The sequence below is a fragment of the Anabaena sp. UHCC 0399 genome (genome assembly GCF_034931465.1).
Classification (GTDB): Bacteria; Cyanobacteriota; Cyanobacteriia; order Cyanobacteriales; family Nostocaceae; genus Trichormus; species Trichormus minutissimus.
Genome location: NZ_JAYGGZ010000005.1, coordinates 169,860 through 193,593 on the forward strand (window position 1 = coordinate 169,860; position 23,734 = coordinate 193,593).

General features: G+C 41.6%; 20 protein-coding genes, 3 tRNA genes and 1 pseudogene. 19 read left to right on the plus strand and 5 right to left on the minus strand.

Annotation, left to right across the window (positions count from 1 at the left end; translation table 11 throughout):
• From VB693_RS04590 to VB693_RS04605, 4 genes are all read left to right on the plus strand, one after another.
• Positions 1-204 (plus strand): hypothetical protein (locus VB693_RS04590; RefSeq protein ID WP_323265234.1); only part of this gene is annotated, 204 nt, incomplete at its 5' end.
• A gap of 476 nt (positions 205-680) precedes the next feature.
• Positions 681-2,420, plus strand: coding sequence for a diflavin flavoprotein (locus VB693_RS04595; protein WP_323265235.1), 1,740 nt, complete (start codon positions 681-683; stop codon positions 2,418-2,420).
• Positions 2,421-2,601: 181 nt separating this feature from the next.
• Positions 2,602-4,314: a diflavin flavoprotein gene (locus VB693_RS04600; RefSeq protein ID WP_323265236.1), complete on the plus strand. Its 1,713-nt coding sequence runs from the start codon at positions 2,602-2,604 to the stop codon at positions 4,312-4,314.
• A gap of 227 nt (positions 4,315-4,541) precedes the next feature.
• Entirely contained in the window at positions 4,542-4,787 is a 246-nt protein-coding gene (locus VB693_RS04605; protein WP_323265237.1) for a hypothetical protein, read from the plus strand.
• A 147-nt stretch (positions 4,788-4,934) separates the two neighbouring features.
• On the opposite strand, the gene VB693_RS04610 is transcribed toward VB693_RS04605, so the two are convergent.
• A complete protein-coding gene (locus VB693_RS04610; protein ID WP_323265238.1) occupies positions 4,935-5,714 on the minus strand; it encodes an RNA methyltransferase in 780 nt (259 codons plus the stop codon).
• Between the two features lie 67 nt (positions 5,715-5,781).
• Positions 5,782-5,863, minus strand: a tRNA-Leu gene (locus tag VB693_RS04615).
• A gap of 233 nt (positions 5,864-6,096) precedes the next feature.
• Here VB693_RS04615 and murA point away from each other — a divergent pair.
• The 11 genes from murA to VB693_RS04670 all read left to right on the plus strand — a co-directional run bounded on the left by murA (position 6,097) and on the right by VB693_RS04670 (position 17,816).
• The gene (gene murA / locus VB693_RS04620; RefSeq protein ID WP_323265259.1) at positions 6,097-7,443 is read left to right on the plus strand and encodes a UDP-N-acetylglucosamine 1-carboxyvinyltransferase; all 1,347 of its coding nucleotides are present in this window, start codon (positions 6,097-6,099) and stop codon (positions 7,441-7,443) included.
• A 131-nt stretch (positions 7,444-7,574) separates the two neighbouring features.
• Complete coding sequence (locus tag VB693_RS04625) at positions 7,575-8,450, plus strand: M48 family metallopeptidase (protein ID WP_323265239.1); 876 nt, start codon at positions 7,575-7,577, stop codon at positions 8,448-8,450.
• Between the two features lie 124 nt (positions 8,451-8,574).
• Entirely contained in the window at positions 8,575-9,678 is a 1,104-nt protein-coding gene (locus VB693_RS04630; protein ID WP_323265240.1) for an alpha-hydroxy acid oxidase, read from the plus strand.
• Positions 9,679-9,827: 149 nt separating this feature from the next.
• A tRNA-Leu gene (locus VB693_RS04635) sits at positions 9,828-9,911 on the plus strand.
• A 32-nt stretch (positions 9,912-9,943) separates the two neighbouring features.
• Positions 9,944-10,198 (plus strand): hypothetical protein, encoded by a 255-nt coding sequence (locus tag VB693_RS04640; RefSeq protein ID WP_323265241.1) that lies wholly within the window; start codon positions 9,944-9,946, stop codon positions 10,196-10,198.
• Between the two features lie 926 nt (positions 10,199-11,124).
• Positions 11,125-12,576, plus strand: coding sequence for an MOP flippase family protein (locus VB693_RS04645; RefSeq protein ID WP_323265242.1), 1,452 nt, complete (start codon positions 11,125-11,127; stop codon positions 12,574-12,576).
• A 25-nt stretch (positions 12,577-12,601) separates the two neighbouring features.
• A complete protein-coding gene (locus tag VB693_RS04650) occupies positions 12,602-14,059 on the plus strand; it encodes a Coenzyme F420 hydrogenase/dehydrogenase, beta subunit C-terminal domain (protein ID WP_323265243.1) in 1,458 nt (485 codons plus the stop codon).
• A gap of 6 nt (positions 14,060-14,065) precedes the next feature.
• Positions 14,066-15,307 (plus strand): polysaccharide pyruvyl transferase family protein, encoded by a 1,242-nt coding sequence (locus tag VB693_RS04655; protein WP_323265244.1) that lies wholly within the window; start codon positions 14,066-14,068, stop codon positions 15,305-15,307.
• A gap of 190 nt (positions 15,308-15,497) precedes the next feature.
• Positions 15,498-16,445 (plus strand): glycosyltransferase family 2 protein, encoded by a 948-nt coding sequence (locus VB693_RS04660; RefSeq protein WP_323265245.1) that lies wholly within the window; start codon positions 15,498-15,500, stop codon positions 16,443-16,445.
• A gap of 5 nt (positions 16,446-16,450) precedes the next feature.
• Positions 16,451-17,530: a glycosyltransferase family 4 protein gene (locus tag VB693_RS04665; RefSeq protein ID WP_323265246.1), complete on the plus strand. Its 1,080-nt coding sequence runs from the start codon at positions 16,451-16,453 to the stop codon at positions 17,528-17,530.
• A 214-nt stretch (positions 17,531-17,744) separates the two neighbouring features.
• Positions 17,745-17,816 (plus strand) — tRNA-Gln (locus VB693_RS04670).
• A 98-nt stretch (positions 17,817-17,914) separates the two neighbouring features.
• Here VB693_RS04670 and VB693_RS04675 read toward each other — a convergent pair.
• Positions 17,915-18,697 carry an ABC transporter permease gene (locus tag VB693_RS04675; RefSeq protein ID WP_323265247.1) on the minus strand — a complete coding sequence of 261 codons (783 nt, stop codon included), beginning with the start codon at positions 18,695-18,697 and terminating at the stop codon, positions 17,915-17,917.
• A gap of 201 nt (positions 18,698-18,898) precedes the next feature.
• Between VB693_RS04675 and VB693_RS04680 the strand changes: the two genes are divergently transcribed.
• Complete coding sequence (locus VB693_RS04680; protein ID WP_323265260.1) at positions 18,899-19,522, plus strand: exopolysaccharide biosynthesis protein; 624 nt, start codon at positions 18,899-18,901, stop codon at positions 19,520-19,522.
• 34 nt (positions 19,523-19,556) lie between these two features.
• Positions 19,557-19,691 (plus strand): hypothetical protein, encoded by a 135-nt coding sequence (locus VB693_RS04685; protein ID WP_323265248.1) that lies wholly within the window; start codon positions 19,557-19,559, stop codon positions 19,689-19,691.
• A gap of 247 nt (positions 19,692-19,938) precedes the next feature.
• Here VB693_RS04685 and VB693_RS04690 read toward each other — a convergent pair whose 3' ends face one another.
• Both VB693_RS04690 and VB693_RS04695 read right to left on the minus strand, forming a co-directional pair.
• Positions 19,939-20,166: a type II toxin-antitoxin system MqsA family antitoxin gene (locus VB693_RS04690; protein WP_323265249.1), complete on the minus strand. Its 228-nt coding sequence runs from the start codon at positions 20,164-20,166 to the stop codon at positions 19,939-19,941.
• Positions 20,167-20,183: 17 nt separating this feature from the next.
• On the minus strand, positions 20,184-20,465 hold the full coding sequence (locus VB693_RS04695) for a DUF4258 domain-containing protein (RefSeq protein WP_323265250.1): 282 nt from the start codon (positions 20,463-20,465) through the stop codon (positions 20,184-20,186).
• Positions 20,466-20,732: 267 nt separating this feature from the next.
• Between VB693_RS04695 and VB693_RS04700 the strand changes: the two are divergent.
• Positions 20,733-21,116: pseudogene (locus tag VB693_RS04700) on the plus strand (toll/interleukin-1 receptor domain-containing protein).
• Positions 21,113-23,662, plus strand: a complete 2,550-nt coding sequence (locus VB693_RS04705) for an NACHT domain-containing protein (protein WP_323265251.1) — start codon at positions 21,113-21,115, stop codon at positions 23,660-23,662. The pseudogene VB693_RS04700 and the gene VB693_RS04705 overlap by 4 nt, the downstream one beginning before the upstream one ends.
• Positions 23,663-23,734: the final 72 nt, after the last annotated feature.

Here is a 23,734-nt window from a genome sequence, read left to right on the forward strand (position 1 = left end):
CTAAAAGGCTCGTTCACGGAGCTAAAAGACTCGTTCACGGAGTTCAAAGGCTCGTTCACGGAGTTCAAAGACTCGTTCACGGAGCTAAAAGACTCGTTCACGGAGTTCAAAGGCTCGTTCACGAAGTTCAAAGACTCGTTCACGAAGTTCAAAGACTCGTTCACGGAGTTCAAAAGCTTTTTAAGGGGGGTTCGGGGGGATTAAAACTTTGTGGGGTAAGTTTATAAGACTTGTGTTGACACGGTAGCCTAGGTGGTTGGGATAGATTTCTTGTATCTCACTTCAGCGAGAAACATTATATATATGATAAGAAAATTTCCATAAATAAATTAAGGATATTTTGATGCAGTATCTCTACATCTTGAGGTTTCAACGCTTATAAATGTAGAGAAATCTATGCTTTTCCTTACGGAAATCTTGCCATGATAAATAAGGTATGTATGATATGTGAGGGAATTTAAATTATGCCAAGAAACAGCAACATTTAAAACTTAATACTCTTTATACACGCTGGTTTTTCGGAGATTTTTCTAGTTAAAAATGATTCCGATAAACCGCAATAATTGTTACATATTGAATTTCGAGAAATAGCGTTTTCATTACAACTTAAAAATCCAGTTAGCTGCACAATGGGGCAAAGAAACAATACTGTTTATTTGCGCTCGGAGACGAAGAAAATAATGGTAGCGATGTCTACGACCGGCAACGCCAACGCAGAAAATGTTCAGCATCGGCTAACTGTACAAACTGTAGAAATTGCCCCTAACACTACGGCGATTCGCTGTCTAGACTGGGATCGCGATCGCTTCGATATCGAATTCGGACTGCAAAACGGTACGACTTATAATTCATATCTAATTAGAGGCGAACAAACAGTTTTAGTCGATACTTCTCACCAGAAGTTTCGCCAACTGTATTTAGATACACTAAAAGGTCTGGTTAACCCCAAGACTATTGATTACATTATTGTCAGTCATACAGAACCAGACCATAGTGGTTTGGTGGAAGATGTGCTGCAATTAGCACCAAGAGCAACTGTTTTGGCTTCTAAAATTGCGTTGCAATTTTTGGAAGGTTTGGTACATGATCCATTTTCTAAGCGGATTGTCAAAAGTGGCGATCGCATCGATATTGGTAAAGGTCACGAAATCGAATTCGTGAGTGCGCCTAACCTCCACTGGCCAGACACCATCTTTAGTTATGACCGCAAAACCCAAACCATCTTTACCTGTGATGCTTTTGGGATGCACTTCTGTGACGATCGCACTTTTGATGAAGATTTAGAAGCGATCGAAGCTGATTTTAGATTCTACTATGACTGTCTCATGGGGCCAAATGCTCGTTCCCTCCTGAACGCAATGAAGCGGATGGGTGAACTGGGCAAGATTAATATTATCGCCAACGGTCACGGGCCGTTGTTGTATCATCACCTAGATGTCTTGACTGAGTGCTACCAAAGTTGGAGTCAAAGACAAGCCAAAGCCGAAACCACTGTTGGTTTATTCTACACCTCCGATTATGGATATAGCGATCGCCTTGGTCAAGCCATAGCTGAAGGTATCCAAAAAACTGGTCTGGGTATCGAAATCATTGACCTCAGCACCACCGACATTCAAGAAATCCAAGAATTGGCAGGTAGAGCAGCTGGTTTAATTATCGGTATGCCTCCGACAACCTCCGTTGCAGCCCAAGCGGGTATTAGTTCTTTGCTATCTGTAATTAAAGATAAGCAAGTAGTCGGCTTGTTTGAATGCTTCGGTGGCGATGACGAACCGGTTGATACAATTCGCCGAAAGTTTATTGACTTGGGTGTAAAAGAAGCCTTCCCAGCCATTCGGATTCGAGAAGTTCCCGGTGCATCCACCTACCAACTGTGTACCGAAGCAGGTACAGATTTAGGTCAATTGCTGACACGGGAACGCAACATCAAGCAAATCAAAGCTCTTGATGTCAACATGGAAAAGGCTTTGGGACGGATTAGCAACGGCTTGTATATTGTCACCACCAAAAAAGGTGATGTTAGCAGCGCGATGTTAGCTTCCTGGGTAGCACAGGCGAGTTTGCAACCATTAGGATTCACCATTGCTGTAGCCAAAGACCGCGCCATTGATAGCTTAATGCAAGTAGGCGATCGCTTCGTCCTCAACGTCTTAGAAGAAGGCAATTATCAAGAACTGAAAAAGCACTTCCTCAAGCGTTTACTGCCCGGTGCTGACCGCTTTACAGGAGTGAGAACCCAAACCGCTAAAAATGGTTCTCCCATCCTCACAGACGCTCTAGCATACATGGAATGCGAAGTCCAAAGCAGCATGGAATGCAGCGACCACTGGCTTTTATACTGCACAGTCCAAGAAGGTCGTGTTTCCAAATCTGACGGATTCACCGCAGTTCGTCACCGTAAGGTAGGTAATTACTACTAAAAAAGCAGGGGAAGCAGGGAAGGCAGGGGAGGCAGAGGAGATTTTACCCCAATTCCCAATTCCCCATTCCCAATTCCTCATTCCCAATACTATGGATTTAAGCCGCTTCATCGAATCCGCAAAAAACTGGGCAAAGTCTACCCGGTTTTTACAATTTTTTGACAAACCTGAAAAAAAATCTATGAGCGATTCCAAGCCCCGTGACGTACAAGTTCTTCCCATTGCTACAGATACTAAAGTTCTCAGAGCGCGTAGTTGGTCACGTCTGCGGTTTGAAATTGAATATGCCTTAGAAAGAGGTACTACCTCTAACTCTTATGTAATCGAAGGTGATAAAACTGCAATTACAGACCCGCCTGCTGAAACTTTTACTGCCATCTATCTAGAAGCATTACAGCAGACGCTCAATTTGAAAAAATTGGATTACGTCATCCTGGGACACTTTAGCCCCAACCGTGTACCTACTCTCAAAGCTTTGCTAGCACTAGCTCCGCAAATTACCTTTGTTTGTTCCCTTCCTGGTGCGGCTAATTTACGCGCGGCGTTTCCTGATGACAGCTTAAATATCTTGGTGATGCGGGGGAAAGAAACCCTCGATTTAGGCAAGGGTCATGTGTTGAAATTCTTGCCTATTCCTAGTCCCCGTTGGCCGGAAGGACTTTGCACCTATGACCAACAAACCCAGATTCTCTACACAGATAAGCTGTTTGGGGTGCATATCTGTAGTGATGATGTGTTTGATGACAACTGGGAATCCTTCAAGGAAGACCAGCGTTACTACTACAACTGTTTGATGGCCCCCCATGCTATCCATGTGGAAGCAGCATTGGAGAAGATTTCCGACTTACAGGTGAGAATGTATGCTGTAGGTCACGGGCCTCTAGTACGTACCAGTTTAATGGCACTTACCCAAGCCTACGCTGATTGGAGTCTGGCTCAGAAAGACCGGGAAATTTCTGTGGCGTTATTATATGCCTCAGCTTACGGTAATACTGCAACTCTCGCACAGGCGATCGCACTCGGACTAACTAAAGGTGGTGTAGCAGTCCAATCGATTAACTGCGAATTTGCCACTCCTGAAGAAATTCAGTCCAATTTAGAGAAAGCGGACGGCTTCCTCATCGGTTCACCCACCATTGGCGGTCATGCACCAACCCCCATTCACACCGCTTTGGGGATTGTTCTGAAGGTGGGTGATAACAACAAACTAGCTGGGGTGTTTGGTTCTTATGGCTGGAGTGGTGAAGCCTTAGACATGATTGAAGGGAAACTCCGCGATGCTGGATATCGCTTCGGTGTGGATACCCTCAAAGTCAAGTTTAAACCCGACGATGTTACCCTCAAATATTGCGAAGAAGTGGGTACAGACTTCGCCCAAACCTTGAAGAAAGCCAAGAAATTACGTGTACCCCAACAAGCCGCTACCCCTGTAGAACAAGCTGTAGGACGGATTGTTGGTTCAGTTTGCGTGATTACAGCCAAGCAAGGGGAAGTATCTACAGGAATGCTAGGTTCTTGGGTATCTCAAGCTACCTTCAATCCTCCAGGTTTAACTGTGGCGATCGCTAAAGAACGCGCGATAGAATCCCTCATGTATCCCGGTGGTAAATTTGCCCTGAATATCCTCTCAGAAGAGAATCACGGCGAATACATGAAGCATTTCCGCAAAAACTTCAAACCCGGAGAAGACCGTTTTGCCAACTTCACCACTACAGAAGCTGAAAACGGTTGTACTGTGCTAACTGATGCCCTCGCTTATGTGGAATGCTCAGTTAGTCAACGGATGGAATGCGGCGACCATTGGGTAGTATATGCCACCGTTGACAATGGTAAGCTCATCAAACCCGATGATGTAACTGCCATCAACCACCGCAAAACGGGTAATCATTACTAAAAGCTAAATTGCTGAACCATTAGACATTGTAGAGATGTTGCAGTGCAACGTCTCTACAAATTTGTTTGTGGGTAAAATGTCTCTTGAGTCTGAAAGCTAGCTGTTTAGCCTAGAAGTGTGTAAACTTTATACAGCAAATAGCTGTAAATATGATTTTAAGTGGGCAAAATTTTATAGGGATTACAATTAACGTCTAATTTGTCAATCAAAATTTTTAAATCAAAATTATGGAGCAAAATCAGCAACACAATCGCCGCAAAGCTGATCAAGAGTTGGAAGCAGCCCTAGAACAGTTGGAAAGTATCTTAACCGAAGGTGAGACTGAGGATGAGGCGATACCAGATATCTCTACGAGTAACGCCAATGCAGTTGACCAGAGTGAAGATGTGACTGATGCTGATTTAGCAGCATGGGAAGACGCTGTTGCTGATATTGAACAATATCTAGAAGGAAGAACAAAAAGTAATTCGTAATTCGTAATTCGTAATTACGTTTTGTAAAAGAAAGAATTTTGTAGGGACGGTTTCCGTCCACAAAATTTCCGGGTATTTTACTCAGCACTCAGCACTCAGCACTCAGCACTCAGCACTCAGCACTCAGCACTCAGCACTCCTCACTCCTCACTCTCGCCTTTGTCGCTGGGCTTCATATAACATTAACGCTGAGGTAATCGCTACATTCAAGGACTCTACGCCTGGACTCAGGGGAATTTTGACTTGCTTATCAGCCATTGCGGCTAAATTAGCCGACAAACCAGCACCTTCATTTCCCAATAAAATCAAACTAGGTTTTTGCCAGTCTACATCCCAATAAGTTAACTGTGCGGTGGGTAAGGTGGCTATTACCTGCATTCCCGCTTGCTGGCAATTCTGTACTGTCACCTTTAAATCTTCACTTACCGCCGTTGCTAGACGAAACCATTGTCCAGCCGAAGCACGCAAGACTTTAGGATTATCTAAATCTACGCTATCTTGACTCAACCATAAACCCGACGCACCAGCCGCCGCCGCAGTGCGAATCATTGTCCCTAAGTTACCAGGGTCTTGGATGGTTTCTACAGCTAAAACTATGCCAGTGTAGGGGACTTGATGTTGCTGCTCACTGCGTTTAGCGATCGCTACTACCCCATCTGGTTGTACAGTAGTAGCGATCGCACTTAAAACTTCGGGACTGACAATTTCAGCGCGATCGCATAAACTACAAGCCAACTCCCACAATCCTGCATGGGCTGTTTCCCATTCTGGAGTAGAACACACCACCTCTAGCGGATAACTTACCGCACAAGCTTCCTCAAGCAAGTGAGTCCCTTCCAATAAAAACAACTGCTGTCTATGCCGTTCCTTGGTAGAGTGCAGCTTGCGGATTTGCTTAACTAAAGGATTTTGTAAACTCGTTAACATCTGTAGTGCTGAGTTAAGAGTGCTTAGTGCCGAGTATTTCTTTCTCAGCACTCAGCACTTAAATTTATGCGGAACCCGGGACTTGAACCCGGAAGCCTTGCGGCACTAGAACCTGAATCTAGCGCGTCTGCCAATTCCGCCAGTTCCGCCTGCGGTTTGCATATCGACAATTTCTTATTATTGCTTAATTATTGATGTTTGTCAACTTCCTAGAAAGGGATTAGGGATTGGGTACTGGGTGCTAGGAGTTCAAAAGTTACTAAGATTATGTTCAATGTAGGGACAAAATAAAGACAATAATGTAGACAAATCAACTCTTTACTGTAGAATCAAAACCAACTTCTAACTTATAAAATTAAGTATTTATTTTGGAGGTAGACTTATTAATTCTTCTAGCAGCTTACCAGATGCTAAACCTGTTGTTGAAGTAGACTCCTCAGTCTTGCAAATATGGGGTGGGCATCCTTTGCGGGGGCAGGTAAAAATTAGCGGGGCGAAAAATTCAGCTTTGGTCATCATTGCTGGAGCTTTGCTATGTTCAGGAGATTGTCGCATCCGTAACGTTCCCTTGTTGGCGGACGTAGAACGGATGGCTGAGGTAATCTCAGCGTTGGGTGTACGCCTAACTAGAGAAGCCGATATTTTAGATATCAATGCCAGTGAAATCACCACATCAAAAGCTCCCTACGAACTAGTTACCCAATTACGGGCTAGTTTCTTTGCCATTGGCCCACTTTTAGCCCGTCTAGGGGTGGCACAAATGCCATTACCAGGGGGTTGTGCCATTGGTGCTAGACCAGTTGATTTGCACGTCCGAGGACTGCAAGCAATGGGAGCAGAGGTACAGATTGAACATGGTATTTGTAATGCTTATGTTCCTGGTAGTAAAGGTAGATTAAAAGGTGCGAAAATCTACTTAGATACTCCCAGCGTGGGGGCAACCGAAACCTTGATGATGGCTGCTACTCTAGCTGATGGCGAAACCATTATTGAAAATGCCGCACGAGAGCCGGAAGTAGTAGATTTAGCTAACTTCTGTAATGCAATGGGGGCGAAAATTCAGGGTGCGGGGACTAGCACTATCACTGTTGTTGGTGTTCCCAAATTACATTCTATTGACTATTCGATTATTCCCGATCGCATCGAAGCAGGTACATTTTTAGTAGCGGGAGCTATCACGCGCTCAGAAATCAGCCTTTCCCCAGTAGTACCAGATCATTTAATTCCAGTGATTGCCAAACTACGGGATATTGGCGTAACCATCATTGAAGATGCACCAGACTGCTTACGCATTCTACCTGCGGGAATTCTCAAGGCAACCGATATCGACACCTTGCCCCATCCAGGTTTTCCCACAGATATGCAAGCACCATTCATGGCCTTACTCACCTTGGCGGAAGGCGACAGCATCATTAACGAATCTGTGTTTGAAAACCGCTTGCGTCATGCCTCCGAGTTAAACCGCTTGGGTGCAGACATCCGCGTTAAAGGGAATACAGCCTTTGTGCGCGGAGTGCCGATACTATCTGGTGCGCCAGTGATTGGGACTGACTTACGAGCATCAGCAGCGTTAGTTTTAGCGGGACTAGCTGCCGAAGGACAAACCACAATCCAGGGATTACATCACCTTGATCGGGGCTACGATCAAATGGATGTGAAATTGCAACAATTAGGCGCAAAAATCCTGCGCGTAAGTGAAGTACCAGTAGATACAGAAGCAGCGAATTAAGTGCTGAGTGCTGAGTGCTGAGTGTGGAGTCCTGAGTAGGGAATCTCACTCATTACTCATTACTCATTACTTAAATCGTTATACTAACTATGGGAGGCTGTCGATATTTTGTTTTTCCAGCCGGCTAAATCATGTCTTTGCTTAAATCCTCGCTCATCGGTTTAAAAGCTGACTCGTTTCGTCATCCATTAGACTTGGAAGCAACCAAAGCTCTGAAGCAAATACCAGGTTTGGATATGATAGTCAGAAATTTGCTAGGGCCAATGGCAGAGCAAGTTTTTTATGTAGAAAATATTGCTTCTAGTGTTTTGGTAGGTGAACAACAACTACCGGAGTTACACAAACTCTTGTTAGAAGCTTGCAAGATTTTAGATATTGAACCACCTCAATTATATGTACGGCAACATCCTGCGCCTAATGCTTATACCTTTGCTATGCGGGGGAAGCAACCGTTTATTATGTTGCACACTTCTTTAGTTGATATGCTGACTCCAGAAGAAATACAGGCGGTAATTGCCCACGAGTTAGGACATCTGAAGTGCGACCATAGCGTTTATTTAACACCGGTTAATTTATTAATATTAGCGGCAGGAATATTACCTAATGTTGGGGCTTTTATTGCCCAAGCCATCCAAGCTCAACTTTTAGAATGGGTACGTTGTGCTGAGTTTACCTGCGATCGCGCCGCATTACTAGCCACCCAAGACCCCAAAGTGGTGATGTCCGTTTTAATGAAATTAGCCGGCGGTTCACCCACCCTCGCCCCAAAACTCAATCTCGATGCTTTTATTGACCAAGCTCGTGCCTACGATGATATTAGTAAAAGCGAACTAGGGGAAATGGTCAAATTAGCTCGTACAGCCGAATTAACCCACCCTGTACCAGTCCTCAGAGCCAGAGAAATTGACCGTTGGGCAAGTAGTCAAGAATACCAGTCCCTACTACAAACTCACGGACAAAAATACACCAGCGAAGTAGCACCCAAAGGCGGCTGGCGCAACTGGTAAACTCTAAGTGATAGGTGACAGGGGACAGAGGACAGGTGACAGCTTGAGTAGCTGCGATCTCTTGATCAGGCGATCGCACCTCAAAACAATTTAAGATGAATCTGGTTAACTCTTAATCGCCACCATGACAGCTGCCTCAAATCCCATCAACATATTTGAATATGAACAGTTAGCAAAAACTCATCTGTCAAAGATGGCATTTGACTATTACAGCAGTGGCGCGTGGGATGAAATTACATTGCGAGATAATCGTGCTGCCTTTGAGCGAGTCAAACTACGGCCGAGGATGCTAGTGGATGTCAGCCAAATTAGCCTGAATACTACAATTTTAGGACAAACCCTAGAATTCCCGCTTTTAATTGCACCGATGGCTTTTCAATGTCTGGCTCATCCAGATGGTGAATTTGCCACTGCAATGGCAGCTGCATCTGCTGGGGTGGGGATGGTATTAAGTACAATGTCCACTAAAAGCTTAGAAGCAGTCGCTGATATAGGTGCTGAATTTCCCCATGCTTTGCAATGGTTTCAGCTTTACATCCACAAAGACAGGGGTTTAACTCGCGCCTTAGTAGAAAGAGCTTACACCGCAGGTTACAAAGCTCTTTGTCTCACAGTAGATGCTCCTGTACTAGGACAGCGAGAACGAGACAGACGCAACGAATTTGCCTTACCGCCAGGGTTACATCTAGCTAATCTTGCTGATATCTCCGGTTTAGATATTCCCCATGAGCAGGGAGAATCTGGTTTGTTTACTTATTTTGCCCAACAACTAGACCCGTCCTTAACTTGGCGTGATTTGGAATGGTTACAATCTTTATCACCACTACCTTTGGTACTGAAAGGCATTTTACGAGGAGATGACGCAGTACGGGCTGTAGAGTATGGAGCGAAAGCCATTGTAGTTTCCAATCATGGTGGCAGACAACTAGATGGTGCGATCGCTTCTTTAGATACCCTAGCTGAGATAATTGCAGCCGTAGACGGTCAAGTCGAAGTATTATTAGATGGCGGTATCCGTCGCGGTACAGATATTCTCAAAGCTTTAGCCATAGGTGCTAAAGCCGTACTAATTGGCAGACCTGTTTTGTGGGGACTAGCACTAGCCGGACAAGCAGGTGTGTCACATCTTATCTCACTACTACAAGATGAGTTAAAAGTAGCAATGTCCCTCAGTGGCGTTGCTCAGTTACAAGATATTGACTCTAGTTTAGTGACAGGTGACAGGTGATAGGAAAAAATGTGTAATTAATTACGTCAGAGTATTTATCCTCACTCAGCACTCATTACTCAGCACTCACTTTAGTGAAAAGCAAAAATTCTTGATTTACTCCTTGCATTAAATTCATTAAGTAACTATAATAGTGAAGTTGCACCCAAGGGCGGGTGGCGAAATTGGTAGACGCACCACACTCAAAATGTGGCGACCTTACGGTCATAGGAGTTCGATTCTCCTCCTGCCCACTGTCAATTAACTAAATCTCAAAATAAAACAGATGAGACTTAAAAGATGGGAATCTCCCCGTCGCGAAGGGAGAAACGATAAAGGTAAAGGCGGTTCTGCCAGGAAACGACAACTTAAAAAACAAAGACAAATGTTACGCCAGAAGCTCAAAGAAGCTAACAAGCAAGACAATCAGCAAAATAACAAGAACAGGGAAGAGTTTTTCTTCCCTGTTTTTTTTATGCCGTTTTATCAGTGTGTAAATAAGTTTAAAAATCAAAATGTATTAGGGAACTACAAAAAATAAATTATCCCTCCCTTTGCTCCCTTGCCATAAAAGCGATGGGATATTTTTTTACTTGGAAGTCTCTTACTATATTTTTACCTAAGTATTATTATTGAAATAATAAGGAAATTGTAATGCTTGTATGAACCAAGGGAGAAAAAACTAGAGAAAAAGATAAAGTAAATGTAAAGTTTATTGTGAAGGGTGTAACAATCATTAATCAGCTTGTAAGCTAGTATGCGGTTGCGAGTAATTATTACTAATACTATTTAGTAACTAAAAATCTCCGCTAAACCAAGTTTGTATCAGTGTGTTCCCCTAATAGCTATGTCAGTATCAAAATTATCGAACTATCTCAGCATTAACTGCTGTTTTTATAGGATTAAACTATCTATGGTGTCTATTAGTTAGTTTGAATCTCCTAAATTTTTTACTCCATACCCAATAATAATTCTCCCGGTGTTGTGATTTATAGTGCATAGCAACGCATATATAAGCTAGCTTAAGACAGCCTAGTTTTATGTTGCCCTGTGAGCATATTTAAACACTGGTTTTGTAGAAAATTATTGTATCTAATGGGTGGGGCAATTTTTTGCTGCAAAGGCTCTTATTCTTGTAGGTATAAGAGTTGTATACCGTAGCTTCTGCACTATAGCGTTTCCTAATCACATGAGGTATGTCATAGTCCTCTTCTCTCTTGCGGCGATGAGTTTGGGAGTTTGTTTCTTGTACCCAGCTTAACCGAGAAACCCTATATAGATAATGCAAGTCTCAGCAAAGAAATATGAGGAAAAATTGCCTTAACTAAATAGTAAGTCATGGCAGAAATAAAGCTAAATTTCAGAAATTAAAAAGCTCTAGATATCAGGCTTTTCGTGAAAAAGCAACTTAGCGGATTTTGGTTAAAAGTATCAAACTGTTAATCTATATCATGGGTAAAGCCTGTAATGGAATCTCCAAAAGCATCATCAAATTTACGTCGAAAAGCTCTTGTAGGTGTATTTTGGTCTGCAATTGAAAGTTGGGGTCGCCAAGTCATTTCTTTTGGCGTTTTCTTCTTATTAGCAAGATTGTTAGGGCCAGAAACATTTGGTTTAGTTGCTTTATCTAGTGTATGCTTAAATTTTTTACAGGTATTTGTTGATCAAGGTTTTTCACAAGCAATTATTCAAAGAAAAGAATTAGAGCCAGAACATTTAGATACTGCCTTCTGGACTAATTTAGGAATGGGTACTTTTCTAGCAATAATGACTATTGCTAGTGCCAGTTTAATTGGGTATTTCTTTAAAGAACCAGCAATTATACCAATTATACGCTGTCTATCTGTTACTTTTATCTTCATTGCTTTTAGTAGTGTTCAGAATGCTATTCTTCAGCGAACATTAGCTTTTAAATCTCTTGCTAAACGTACACTAATTGGCGTTTTGATTGGTGGTATAGTAGGCGTAACTATGGCATTTAGGGGATTTGGCGTATGGAGTCTTGTTGCTCAACAAATCACAAGTAGCTTCGTACAAGTTTTGGTACTTTGGAAAGTGAGTGACTGGCGACCAGGATTACGGTTTTCACAACGCCATTTTAAAGAGCTATTTTCCTTTGGCATTAATGTCTTAGGAATGAATATATTTAACTTTTTTAATCGCCGCTCTGACGATTTCTTAATTGGGTATTTTTTGGGTTCAGTTGCTTTAGGTTATTACACTGTAGCTTATCGCTTGTTATTAGTATTAACAGAACTGCTTACTAGTATTATTGCTAGAGTTTCCTTGCCGACCTTTGCTAGATTACAGGAAGAACCAGAACGATTACGTAATGCGCTATATCAAGCTATAAAATTGACAAGTTTAATTACCTTTCCTGGTTTTTTTGGCATGGTGATATTAGCCCCAGAAATAGTTAGAGTCGTATTTGGAGAACAATGGCTACAAAGTATTCCAGTAATGCAAATTTTAAACCTGATTGGTATTCTTTATGCTTATTTTTATTTCAATGCTTCTGTGATTATGGCGATGGGAAAACCTTCATGGAAATTAGCTTTAGATGGGGTGCAGGCTGTTAGTAATATAGTTGCTTTTGCCATAGCAGTTCAATGGGGAATAGTTGCTGTTGCTGCTGCTTACGTAATTAGAGGATATCTCATGGCCCCGCTTACTGTTTGGGTAGTCTGGAAATTAGTCCGCATTAATGTCGTGACTTATTTACGCCAAGGTGCTGCTCCTTTGGCTGCAACAATAACGATGTTAGGAACAATATTTGCAGTCAAGTATTTGCTTAGTAACATCGTAAATACTTCTGCAATGTTAGCTGTTGCTATCTTAGTTGGAGCTATAGTCTATATTTTGTCAATTTTCTTGATTGCACCGAAACTTTTTTGGCAAGTAGTTAATATTGCTCGTTAGACCAGCAGATACAGGACTTGTAAAGATGACTGAACAAATCACAGAAAAAATTAAACATCCTGAGATCAACCAGTTATTAGAAACTGTTATAGAGGGTGGTTATTGTGTTGGTTGTGGTGCGTGTGCCTCAGTTAGTGGCTCACCGCTCAAGATGGAATTAGACGCAGATAAAAAGTTGCAAGCAAGTATCGATACATTATCAAAACCAGCATTTTCTAGTCATTCAATACTATCTGTTTGTCCTTTTTCAAGCCAAAGTTTAAATGAAGACCAGATTAGCCAAGAAGTATTCCATAATGATTGCAAATATCACCATCAAATTGGTTATTATTTAGATACTTACGCAGGTTATGTTGCAGAAGATGATTACCGCGATCGCGGTAGTTCAGGAGGGATGGGTACTTGGATTGTGACTAATCTGCTCAGTCAAGGTTTAGTAGATGGTGTCATCCACATTCATCAACGCCATCCATCTCCCACTGACCCCAGATTATTTCACTATCAAATTTCCACAACTATAGAACAGGTACGCAACGGTGCTAAGTCCCGTTACTACCCAGTAGAAATGTCGGAAGTAATGCAGCTGATTCGGGAACAACCGGGACGCTATGCCATTGTGGGGATTCCCTGTTTTATTAAAGCTGTGCGTTTATTAATGCGCCAAGACCAGCTACTAGCCGAACGCATCCGGTTTTGTGTGGGTCTAATTTGTGGTCATCTGAAGAGTATGCGCTTTGCAGAAATGTTGGCTTGGCAATGTGGCATTGAACCAGGTAATTTACTAGCAATAGACTTTCGCAAAAAATTACCAGACGCAAACGCTAACCGCTACGGTGTGGAAGTTACTGGACTGCAAGCAGGTAAGATTGTCACTCACGTTAGTCCTGTCTATGACCTCTATGGTACAGATTGGGGTTTGGGTTTTTTCAAGTACAAAGCCTGTGATTATTGTGATGATGTCGTAGCGGAAACCGCAGATGTAACAGTCGGAGATGCTTGGTTACCTCAGTATGTCAAAGACAGTCAAGGTACAAATGTTGTGATTGTCCGTCACCCAGTCATTCAAGACATGATTGAGCGTGCGATGACTGCGGGAACATTGCAAATGGATCGGATTAGTGCGGATGAAGTCGCGCAATCACAAAAATCAGGCTTTCAGCATCGACGAGAAGGTCTAGCTTACCGTTTGTATTTAACTGAACAACGGGGTGACTGGTATCCGCAAAAGCGAGTAAAACCAAGTGCTAGCCATCTAAATAAAAACTTGCAAGCACGGCAAATCATGAGAGTTGCTCTAGCAGCACAAAGCCATCTTGCTTGTAAAAATGCTGTTGATGCTGGTCAATTTTCTGTATTTAAGCAGCAACTAGACCCCTTAGTGCAGAAATACAAACAGCTATATCAGGTGTCTTTATGGAAAAGAGTTGCTAGGCGTATTAAACGACTTTTGGTTAATTTGTTGGGTACTTTTAAGAGAGGTTAAACAGCTATGAAAGCAGCCATTACAGGAATCACTGGACTACGCAACCGAGGCGTTGAAGCAATGGTGTTAACTACTATTGAACAGCTACGTCAACGCCAACCAGGACTTGCCGTCAGCATTCTCAGCGAGACTCCAGATTACGACGAAATTAGACTACAGCAGTACAACGTAGAATTAATTAGCGATCGCAATTTACGCCGCCTACATATAGTCAATCGCTGGCGCAATCAGCTTTCTCAGGTCTATAAGCCGATTGCACCTGCCTACAAAGATATTGCCCGGTTACTCTCAGACACATCCGTAGTGATGGCTTCTGGTGGGGATGTATTTGGTTCTGATTACGGTATACCTTTTCTCACCAGACAACTCAAACCATTAGTCTACGCCTTAGATGCTGGTATCCCTGTAGTGTTTCTGGCACAATCTATCGGCCCTTTCAAAACTGACGAAGAAGCTCAAATCTGGCTCAATGTGGCTCGTCACGCCAAGCTAATCACTATCAGAGAAAGCCTTTCCTATAAATACGTCACAAAGGATCTAGGCTTGTCTCCAGAATTAGTTAAGCACACAGCAGACCCCGCCTTTCTATTACCACCAGCACCACCAGAAACTGTTGAGAACTTGTTGAAGTTATATGGCATCCATCAAGAGCGTCCAGTAGTTGCGCTGGGGATTAGTCAAGGTATCAGCCGTTATACCCGCGCTGATTACGACAAACATACAAAGGTTTGGTGTCAGGTAATTAACATGATTCTGAACGAATTTGGTGGACAAGTCTTGCTGATTCCTCACGTCCATGATTACCGTCCAGAGAACGACGATCGCATCCTCGCGGGTGAACTGCTGAGACTGTTCAACTTCGATTCCCGTGTGCAGCTAGCTGGTGCAGAACATACTGCATCTGAGTTTAAAGGGTTGATTAGTGCCTGTGATATGGTTGTTTCCGAACGGATGCACGCTGCGATCGCTGGATTATCTAGTGGTGTTTGTACTCTTCCCATTGGTTATTCTGTCAAAGCTGAGGGCATTATGACCGATATTTTGGGAGCAGAAGCAGTTCATAATGGCTTACTAATTTCCTTCCAACAGTTTCTAGATACTGATACAGCTTGTAACACCATTCGTAATCTTTGGCATAGACGGCAAGAAGTCGCAGACCAATTAAAGATGAATCTACCTCAAATTAAGCAAAATACAACTGCTAACTTCGACCTGATATCAAACATCTTGGCAGAAAAGACCAAATGAAAAGTGCTGAGTTCCGTTAGCGGTAGCGGGGCGTTTAGCCTGTGCTGAGTGCTGAGTTGGTAAATAACTCTGATAAAAACTCCGTATTCCTCCGCGTCAACCTCTGCGCGATTCTGCGTTTAAAAATAAAACATTGAGGATACTCCCCATTACTGATCGCTAAACCCAAAGATTGGAGTATTAATCAATAATGTCAACGAAAAAAATTGAGCCGAAAAATACTCCCAGTGTTGCAGTTATCGTGCCTTTGTATAACAAAGGTCAATATATTGCGAGGACACTCAACTCAATACTGAATCAGACATACCAAAATTTTGAAATCATTGTTGTTAATGATGGTTCTACAGACAACAGCCCAGATATTGTGAGTAGCTATCATGACCCTCGCATCAAATTGATTCACCAAGCTAATGTAGGTCCAGGTGCAGCACGTAATAGAGGTATGTCTGAAACTCAGGCTGATTTCTTATCATTTTTAGATGCAGATGATGAATGGTTGCCAAGTTTTTTGGACACCTCCATCAACCATCTACAGACAAATCCTGATTGCTTACTAAGTGTAACTGGTCATTTTCGGGGAGTGGACTGTACTAGTTGGGAGCAACATTTACCACATCTGAAAGTAAATCAAGGTGCTTGGCGTTTACCAACTAATACAAAACCAAAAGTAGTAAAATCTGCGATCGATTTGCTTCATTCTGGGGCTGTTGTTTGTGCAAGAAAAGTTGTAGAAAAGTTTGGTGGTTTTTACTGTAAAGAACGCTGTACTTATGGGGAAGATTCCTATTTGTGGCTACAAGTATTACTAAATTACCAAATTTATATAGATCCTACTCCACTAATGTGGCATCATACCGAAGCATCAGTTCTTGGTCATGGTCGCAAGGAGGCTCACCCACCTTGGCCAAAGCTAACAGATACAGCAACTATCAGAAAGAATTGCCCAACTGAATACCTTCCTCTTTTGGAGCATTGTCTAGCTTACTATGCACTTTTAGCTGCTGAACGTCGTATCCGTGCCGGCGATATTTTTACAGCACAAAAGCTGTTACAAAATTTCCCCCTAACTCAAAGTTTTGGACTGAAAAATATTAAGACTCGTTGCCGTTTAAAATTAACTCAACTTTTAAATAAATAATTCATATGGAACAAATAAAATCAGTTTTTCTGCCTCGCGCTCTTGATGGGAATCCTTACCAAAACCAATTAATTGATAACTTAAAAAAATTGGGTGTTCAAGTAGAAATACAAAAACCTTTTTCTTCTTCTACTTTTTTCTTTCCGATGATTATCTCCCATTGGAAGCCAGATATTTTACACTTACACTGGCTAGAACCATCATGTATTGCACCAAATTGGTTTTTATCTTTACTGAAATCTATATCATTTTTAATTCAATTAGCCATACTCAAACTAATTGGTGTCAAGCTGGTATGGACTGTACATAATCTCAAGAACCATGATAATTCAAATCTGGTCTTAAATAACATATGTACCAAAACAGTGATCAAGTTTGCCGATGCAATCATAACTCATTGTGAAGCGGCGAAAGAAGAATTAATCAAACTGTTTTATGTCAAAAATCAAGATAAAATTTTTGTAGTTCCACATGGTAATTATCTAGAGTGGTACGAAAATAAAATTAGCAGAGATGTAGCACGAAAAGACCTAGATATAAAAACTTCTGAGACTGTATTTTTATTTCTGGGCTTAATTCGACCCTATAAGGGAGTACCTGAACTTATCGATAGATTCAAGTGCTTAGATAGTGAAGATATTAGATTAGTGATTGCTGGTAAAATTAACAGCCAAGATGCAGATTTAACAGATTTAATCAACCGGAAAATTTCTGAAGACAAACGAATTAATTTTATTCCCGGTTATGTTGAATCTGAAAAAATTCAACTATATATGAATGCTTGTGATGTCGTCGTCTTTCCGTACCGAGATATTTTGACATCAGGAGCAGTTATGTTAGCTATGTCTTTTGGACGGGCTTGTATTGCTCCACGCAAAGGTTGTCTAGCAGAAGTTCTAGATGATCGAGGAGCATTTTTATACAATTTAGCTGATGAGAATGGCTTAATGCAAGCTATGAATGCTGCATTACACAAACAACCAGAAATATTAGCGATGGGACAGCACAATCAGCAATTAGCTGAAAAATATAGCTGGAAAAATATTGCAGAACTAACTTTAGATGTGTATCTTTATTGTCTCTAAATTATTTGATATTTTTCTGCGTATCACCTTTTTGGGTTTTAACACCAGCCGTGTGTTGTGAATTTGGCAGTTCAATATTTTCCCAAAAATTATATAATCAATGGTTATACCTTAAATAAATATTTTCAATTATTTGAAATTATTTGCGAAATTTACTTTTAAGGTACTTGACATTACCCCAGTAGAACCTGCTATATTAGTAAAGTCAAATCTTTGGGGCGTAGCCAAGTGGTAAGGCAGCGGGTTTTGGTCCCGCCATCCCTAGGTTCGAATCCTAGCGCCCCAGTTTTAAAAGGAAACTTATGAAAAGCTCATCGAATATAGATGGTGCTTTTTGCTTTGGATAAAAATTCTGTAAAGATACTGAAAATGTTAGCTTTGCTTTTAACTTGAAGCACTGGTATAGAAGCGCAACGCAAATCGCCAGAACTTGGTAGATATCCAAAACAAGGCGGCTGCTAAAAATACCGCACCTATCAACCAATGAATTTGCACCCGTCCTAACATCACTTCTGCTGGAACTGTGGTTAAAAATGCTACCGGAACTACAAAGGTGAAGAAAAAGCGGTAAGTTGCGGGGTAGGCTACCATTGGATATCTGCCTGCTTCCACTAAACCCCGTAACACCTCAGTAACATTGTAGATTTTTACAAACCAAATACTAGTCGCCCCCAACATAAACCAGAGGCTATAAAGAATTACCAAACCGCAAAATAACGGTACTAAACTGAGGAGATAGTTTTCTAATCTTAAACCTAGGCGTTTACCTGCGTAACCAAGAATCATTACACCAAAAATTAAGTCTGGAACTCCCCAAGGGGACAGTGTATAGGTGGAAAGCCAGAACTGACTACGAATAGGTTTGAGTAGTATAAAGTCTAAAGTCCCTTCTTGGACATGGCGGACGATGCGATTGAGGTTAGCTGCAAGAAAGCTAGCAGAAAAGCCTTGCAGCAAAGTGAAAATTCCGAGAACTATCAAAGCAGCTTCCCATGACCAGCCTGTAAAAGTATAGCCAGTGCGATAAAACAAGAATAGCCCAAATAAACTGCCGCCCAAATTGCCTAAGCTGCTGAGGGTAGCGATAAAGAAGTTAACTCGATATTCCAACTCTGCGGCGATCGCAGTTGCCCAAAATAGTCTCAGAACTTTCCAATATCTTCCCATATTGCACCCGTAATCTAACACCCGCGATCTAAGTCAGTAACTTGATGTAATCTTAACAAGATTAATCCTGTTGAAAAAATTCTCGCCGCTAAGATATGGTATGCACATTATTTATACTGTAGGATTTAATGCCCTTTGAGAATGAAAGAGTCTTTTTTAAGTATCCCTGAATTAGTTAGACAGAGAAACATTACAGAATTTATGGCTAAACTCTCCCACGAATTACAACGTTATTTTTTTGAAGAAACCAGACCACAGAATGTGAATTTAGCAGATATTTTACTGCTAGCTGGAGAAAGGATTTTTGGGTTTCTATTGGTTATATTGTCTTTACCGTCAGCTTTACCCATACCAGCACCAGGATACTCAGTCCCTTTTGGTATTTTGATTTTTATTTTAGCTATACAGATGATTATTGGTGCTAAAGTCCCTTGGCTACCGCCCAAAATGATGAATCATCCCATTAAACTAGAAACAGTCCAGGGATTTTTAAAAGCTGGTATTCCTTGGTTGCGGAGAATTGAAGCGATCGCGCGTCCGCGTTTATCTTATATTTGTACTACCTTAGCTGGCAGAGTCACCCTTGGGATTGCGATCGCTTTAATGGCAATTTCGATGATGATACCCATCCCCGGCACTAACACCTTACCAGCAATGGGTGTGTTCGTGACTGGTTTTGGCTTATTAGAAGACGATGGTGCGATCAGTTTAGGGGGTTTAGTGCTGTGTGTAATGGGACTAATTTTAACTACTTCTATTCTGATGGCCTTGGCTTGGGGTGGCTCTAGTCTTCTAGATATTATCAAAACTTGGTTAGGACGGTAGAAAAATCCCCCTAGAGGTAATTTAGAGGATAGCGATGGTCTCCGACCGACGGTCGGTTATCACCTACGCAGGGCGGAACGCCATCGCTCTTTGGGATTTGGGGGTGCGATCGCTCCACACTCAAGAGTTAATTGTAGCTATGTATCTTGAGCCAGCATTGATTCTTTAACCGCTTGCACTAGCTCCTCTTCTGTAAATTGATACAAATCTCGCAAAACACTTGCCATACTTCCATTTTCGACATTGTTCTGCCCTTTTCCCAGTTGCGAATTAAAGATTCCCCACAGTCAAAGGTTCTCAGCCCTGCACGTTCTCTCAAGGCTCTCAAATCCATAGATGATTGAGATTTTAGTGGAGGCGATCGCCTTTTTTCAAAGTCAAAAGCGATACCTACGGTAAGCTACCACTAATGCACTCTATCCAAAACTAGCTACTTCCACCGGACGTTCAACAGCCAATTTTTTCCTATTGAGTTTGATTTGTTCAATTTTGTGCAGAGTTTCGGCTGTTAAATAGCTTTCTCCACAATAAGTACAGGTGATCACCGGAATATTTTCGATAACCAGTAAGTCTTTACTCTTACCATAAGTTCTAGTAATGAGGCGGATTTTTACATCTTCACTTCCACAAAAATCACACAACATTTGCCGCTTTCCTAGTATTAGGGTACATATACAGTAATGATAACAACCTTTCCAGTTGGACTCAGCTTGGCAATTATCTCCACTTCACCATCATCAAGAGTTAAACCTCTAATGCGGTATTTGGATTCTGCTGTTAACTTATCTCGTTGACGTTCTAATATTTCTCCTGTAAAAATACCTTGCTCAATGTCATAAATTGATAAATTATCGTCACTCATTTCTTCTTCAGCATGGAGTGTCATCACATACTGTCGGGCGACGATTTTTTCCCGTATTCTTTGTAATATTTCATAAAACAAGGTAAAAATTTTGGGTTAAGTAGATTGTTATAGTTTACAGCGACTAGTGATTTAGAGGATGGGCGATCGCAGTTTGGGATTTGAGGGTGGGACGCCCTTTTTTTAATCTAATTCACCAATTATTTCCCTGCTTCCAGCTTGAATTACGTCAAAATGCAGACTTTTTGAAAATTTTAATAGTTTATTTATCTAGTTAAATTCTAGATTCCTAACTGTAAATGTATAATTTAATTCATGTATTAGTTACGTATTTAAGCTTTAATCACTATGGCTAATATTTTCATCAGTTATCGACAAATAGATACTGAAGCAGCTCAAAAACTTGCTTCAGAAGTTGCTGATGCTGGTTATCAAGTTTGGTTTGCTGAATGGACAATCGATGTTGGTGATTCTATTGTTGAGCGAGTCAATCAAGGACTAGAATGACTCAGTTATTTAGTCTTGTGTTACTCTTCTTCTGATATGTCGCCTTGGGTAAATCGGGAATGGATGTCAACTTTAGCGCGGCAACTCAGTGGCCAAGGGGTTAAAGTTTTACCAGCTTTGCTTACTGGGGGCAAACCTCCTGCCATCTTAGCTGATATCAAGTATGCAGACTTAATCACAGACTGGTCTAAAGGTGTATCTGATTTGCTGAGAGCGATCAAATGAACGAAATAATTCAGCAAGTTCTTATAGCCCATGCTAAGGGAGAAGAGGAGTTAGCGGAAAAATTAGCAGAACCTATCCGCAAAGCTGGCTATGAAGTTGCCCATAGAGGAACGGTAATGGTAGGAGAATCATTCACCGAGGAAGCCTCAAAAATTTTAAATAATAGTAGTCCAGTGGTACTTTGTGGAACTATCAAAGCATTAGGAACACGTTGGGCGCGACAGATTGTCAACGCGGCAAGAAATAATTATCGAGTGCGTGTCTTTGGTGTGCAAATGGAGGAAGAAGCCGATCTAGAAGTAGTGACTTTTGATGAATCTATTGCTCACTATTGGCAGGATCCGACAAAAGCAACAGAGGATTTAATTGCTTCCCTAAAAAAACATTATCCCTTGGAAGTATCTACAGACTATATAAAAGGGGGAAATGATGCAGAGCAGCGTTACCGAGAACTTGCTTTAGGATTTTGTGACATTATTGACTTAGCGAATCTGCCAGAGTTGGATCGCCATATAGCTACCCAGAAACTTTTACTACGTCAGCTTTATGTTGCACTCCGCGTTCAAGTAGAAATTGCCTGTAAGGTTGAAGTTAATAAAACAGAAGTGGAGGCAATTGACAAGCGTCGTATTGCCTTACAGCGTAAAAGAGCAGGCTGGAGTATTGAAGACAGAGACGAAAAAGATAATAGAGGTCAGCGAGTTTCGATTGGAGAGAGGTTGGCTGAGGCTAGACGGTTAGTTGTGTTGGGAGATCCAGGAGCTGGAAAAACGACAATGCTTCGTTGGATGGCTACAGCTTACCTATTAAGGCTCAAGCAAGACCAAGATTGGAAGGATCTTCCTGATGTGTCTACACTTCCTAATGAGGATTGGCTACCAATTATTATTCGTTGTCGAGACCTTGATGAAACCAGCCTTAATGGTTCACTAGGTGATATCCTGAGTTACACCTTACGTAAAGCGGAGATGCGCGAGTCTGAATGCACTGCTTTGGGTGATACTTTAAGACAAAAACTTCAACAAGGTACAGCGTTATTACTTATAGATGGTTTGGATGAAATCACAGATCCACGTTTACGAGCTAGGTTCTGCGAACAAATTGAAAAGATTTGTGATGCTTATAAACAAGCTCCCATCATAGTTACCTCACGCATTGTTGGCTATCGGGAAATGGGCTACCGTATGGGACGACAGTTTGAACACGTGACGGTAGCAGAACTAACTAAAGAAGATAAAGACGACTTTGCTAGTCGCTGGTGTGATATTACCGAATCACCAGAGCGACGAGAAAGAGCAAAAATAGACTTGATAAAAGACATTCACAGTGCTGAACGTATTGAGCGTCTCACTGGTAATCCAATGCTGCTGACTACAATGGCATTGGTTAAGCGTAAAGTTGGTAAACTACCGACTCGTCGGCATAAGTTGTACGCGCAAGCTGTTGATGTGTTACTTAACTGGCGTTCTCAAGTAGACGACCCCATAGATGATGATGAAGCATTACCGCAATTAGAGTATATTGCTTATGCCATGTGTCATAGAGGAGTACAGCAACTTCGGAAAGATGAAGTTATAGAGTTATGTGAAAAATTTCGGGAAGAATATCCCAATCTTCATGAAGTCAAAAAACATACACCTAAAGAATTTCTGAATTTGTTGGAACGCCGCACAGGTATTTTAGTGGAAGCAGGGATTATGGCACATAATGGCAGAGACATCCCTGTATTTGAGTTTCGTCATCTCACTTTTCAAGAATACTTGGCAGGATTGGCACTTGTGCAAGGTCATTTTCCTAACCGCGATCGCTCTCTCAACCTTGCTGATTATGTAGCCCCACTTGCTGCCCAAATCCATGAAGTAGAATCTTCTGCTCCTTTCCGAAATAAGGAAGTAGTGGTAACTGAAAACTGGCGGGAAGCATTACGTCTTTGTGTAGCATCTTGTAATGATGATGATGTGGACGATGTTTTACGAGCCATCCTCAAACCGCTTGATGCAGAAGATTCTCCGACTACAGTCCGTCCTCGTGCAGTTTTGGCAACTCTTTGTTTAGCTGATGAGCCTAATGTTAGCGAACAAATAGCAATGAAGATATTACAAGAGTTTGTGAGGAATATTGGTGAGTCTGATGGCAATGCACCATTTTCGCAAACTAGTGTAGATATAGCTGTTAAGGAATTAGCTGAATCTCAATGGGCAGCAACACTACGTTTGCTCCTTCTTCAAGAATTTCAACAGAGAGAAGCAAAAGATCGGGGTAGTTGTGGTGAACTTTTGGGAATCATTGCCACAGAATCGATGTCAAACGATCCGGAGATTATCCATCAATATTATTTGAAACAAGTATCTTGTCTTAAGTTAAGTCAGGAGGAGTCGATAGAGGCATCTTTTGTCATTAAGCAAATATGTTGGAGGCGAATTATCTTCCCTCAAAGTCATCAATTGCTTTTTGAGGATGTACCTGGAATGGTAGATGTGTTACTAGAAATGCTTATGGGTAGCACCTCTACCTCTCATGCTGCTGCTGAAGCACTTCGCTATTAAATTTGAATTTCTCTCCTTTTAGAAAAGGTTGGCAACCATCCCGAAAAGAAAAAGAGCAGTTAATTTCTTTTG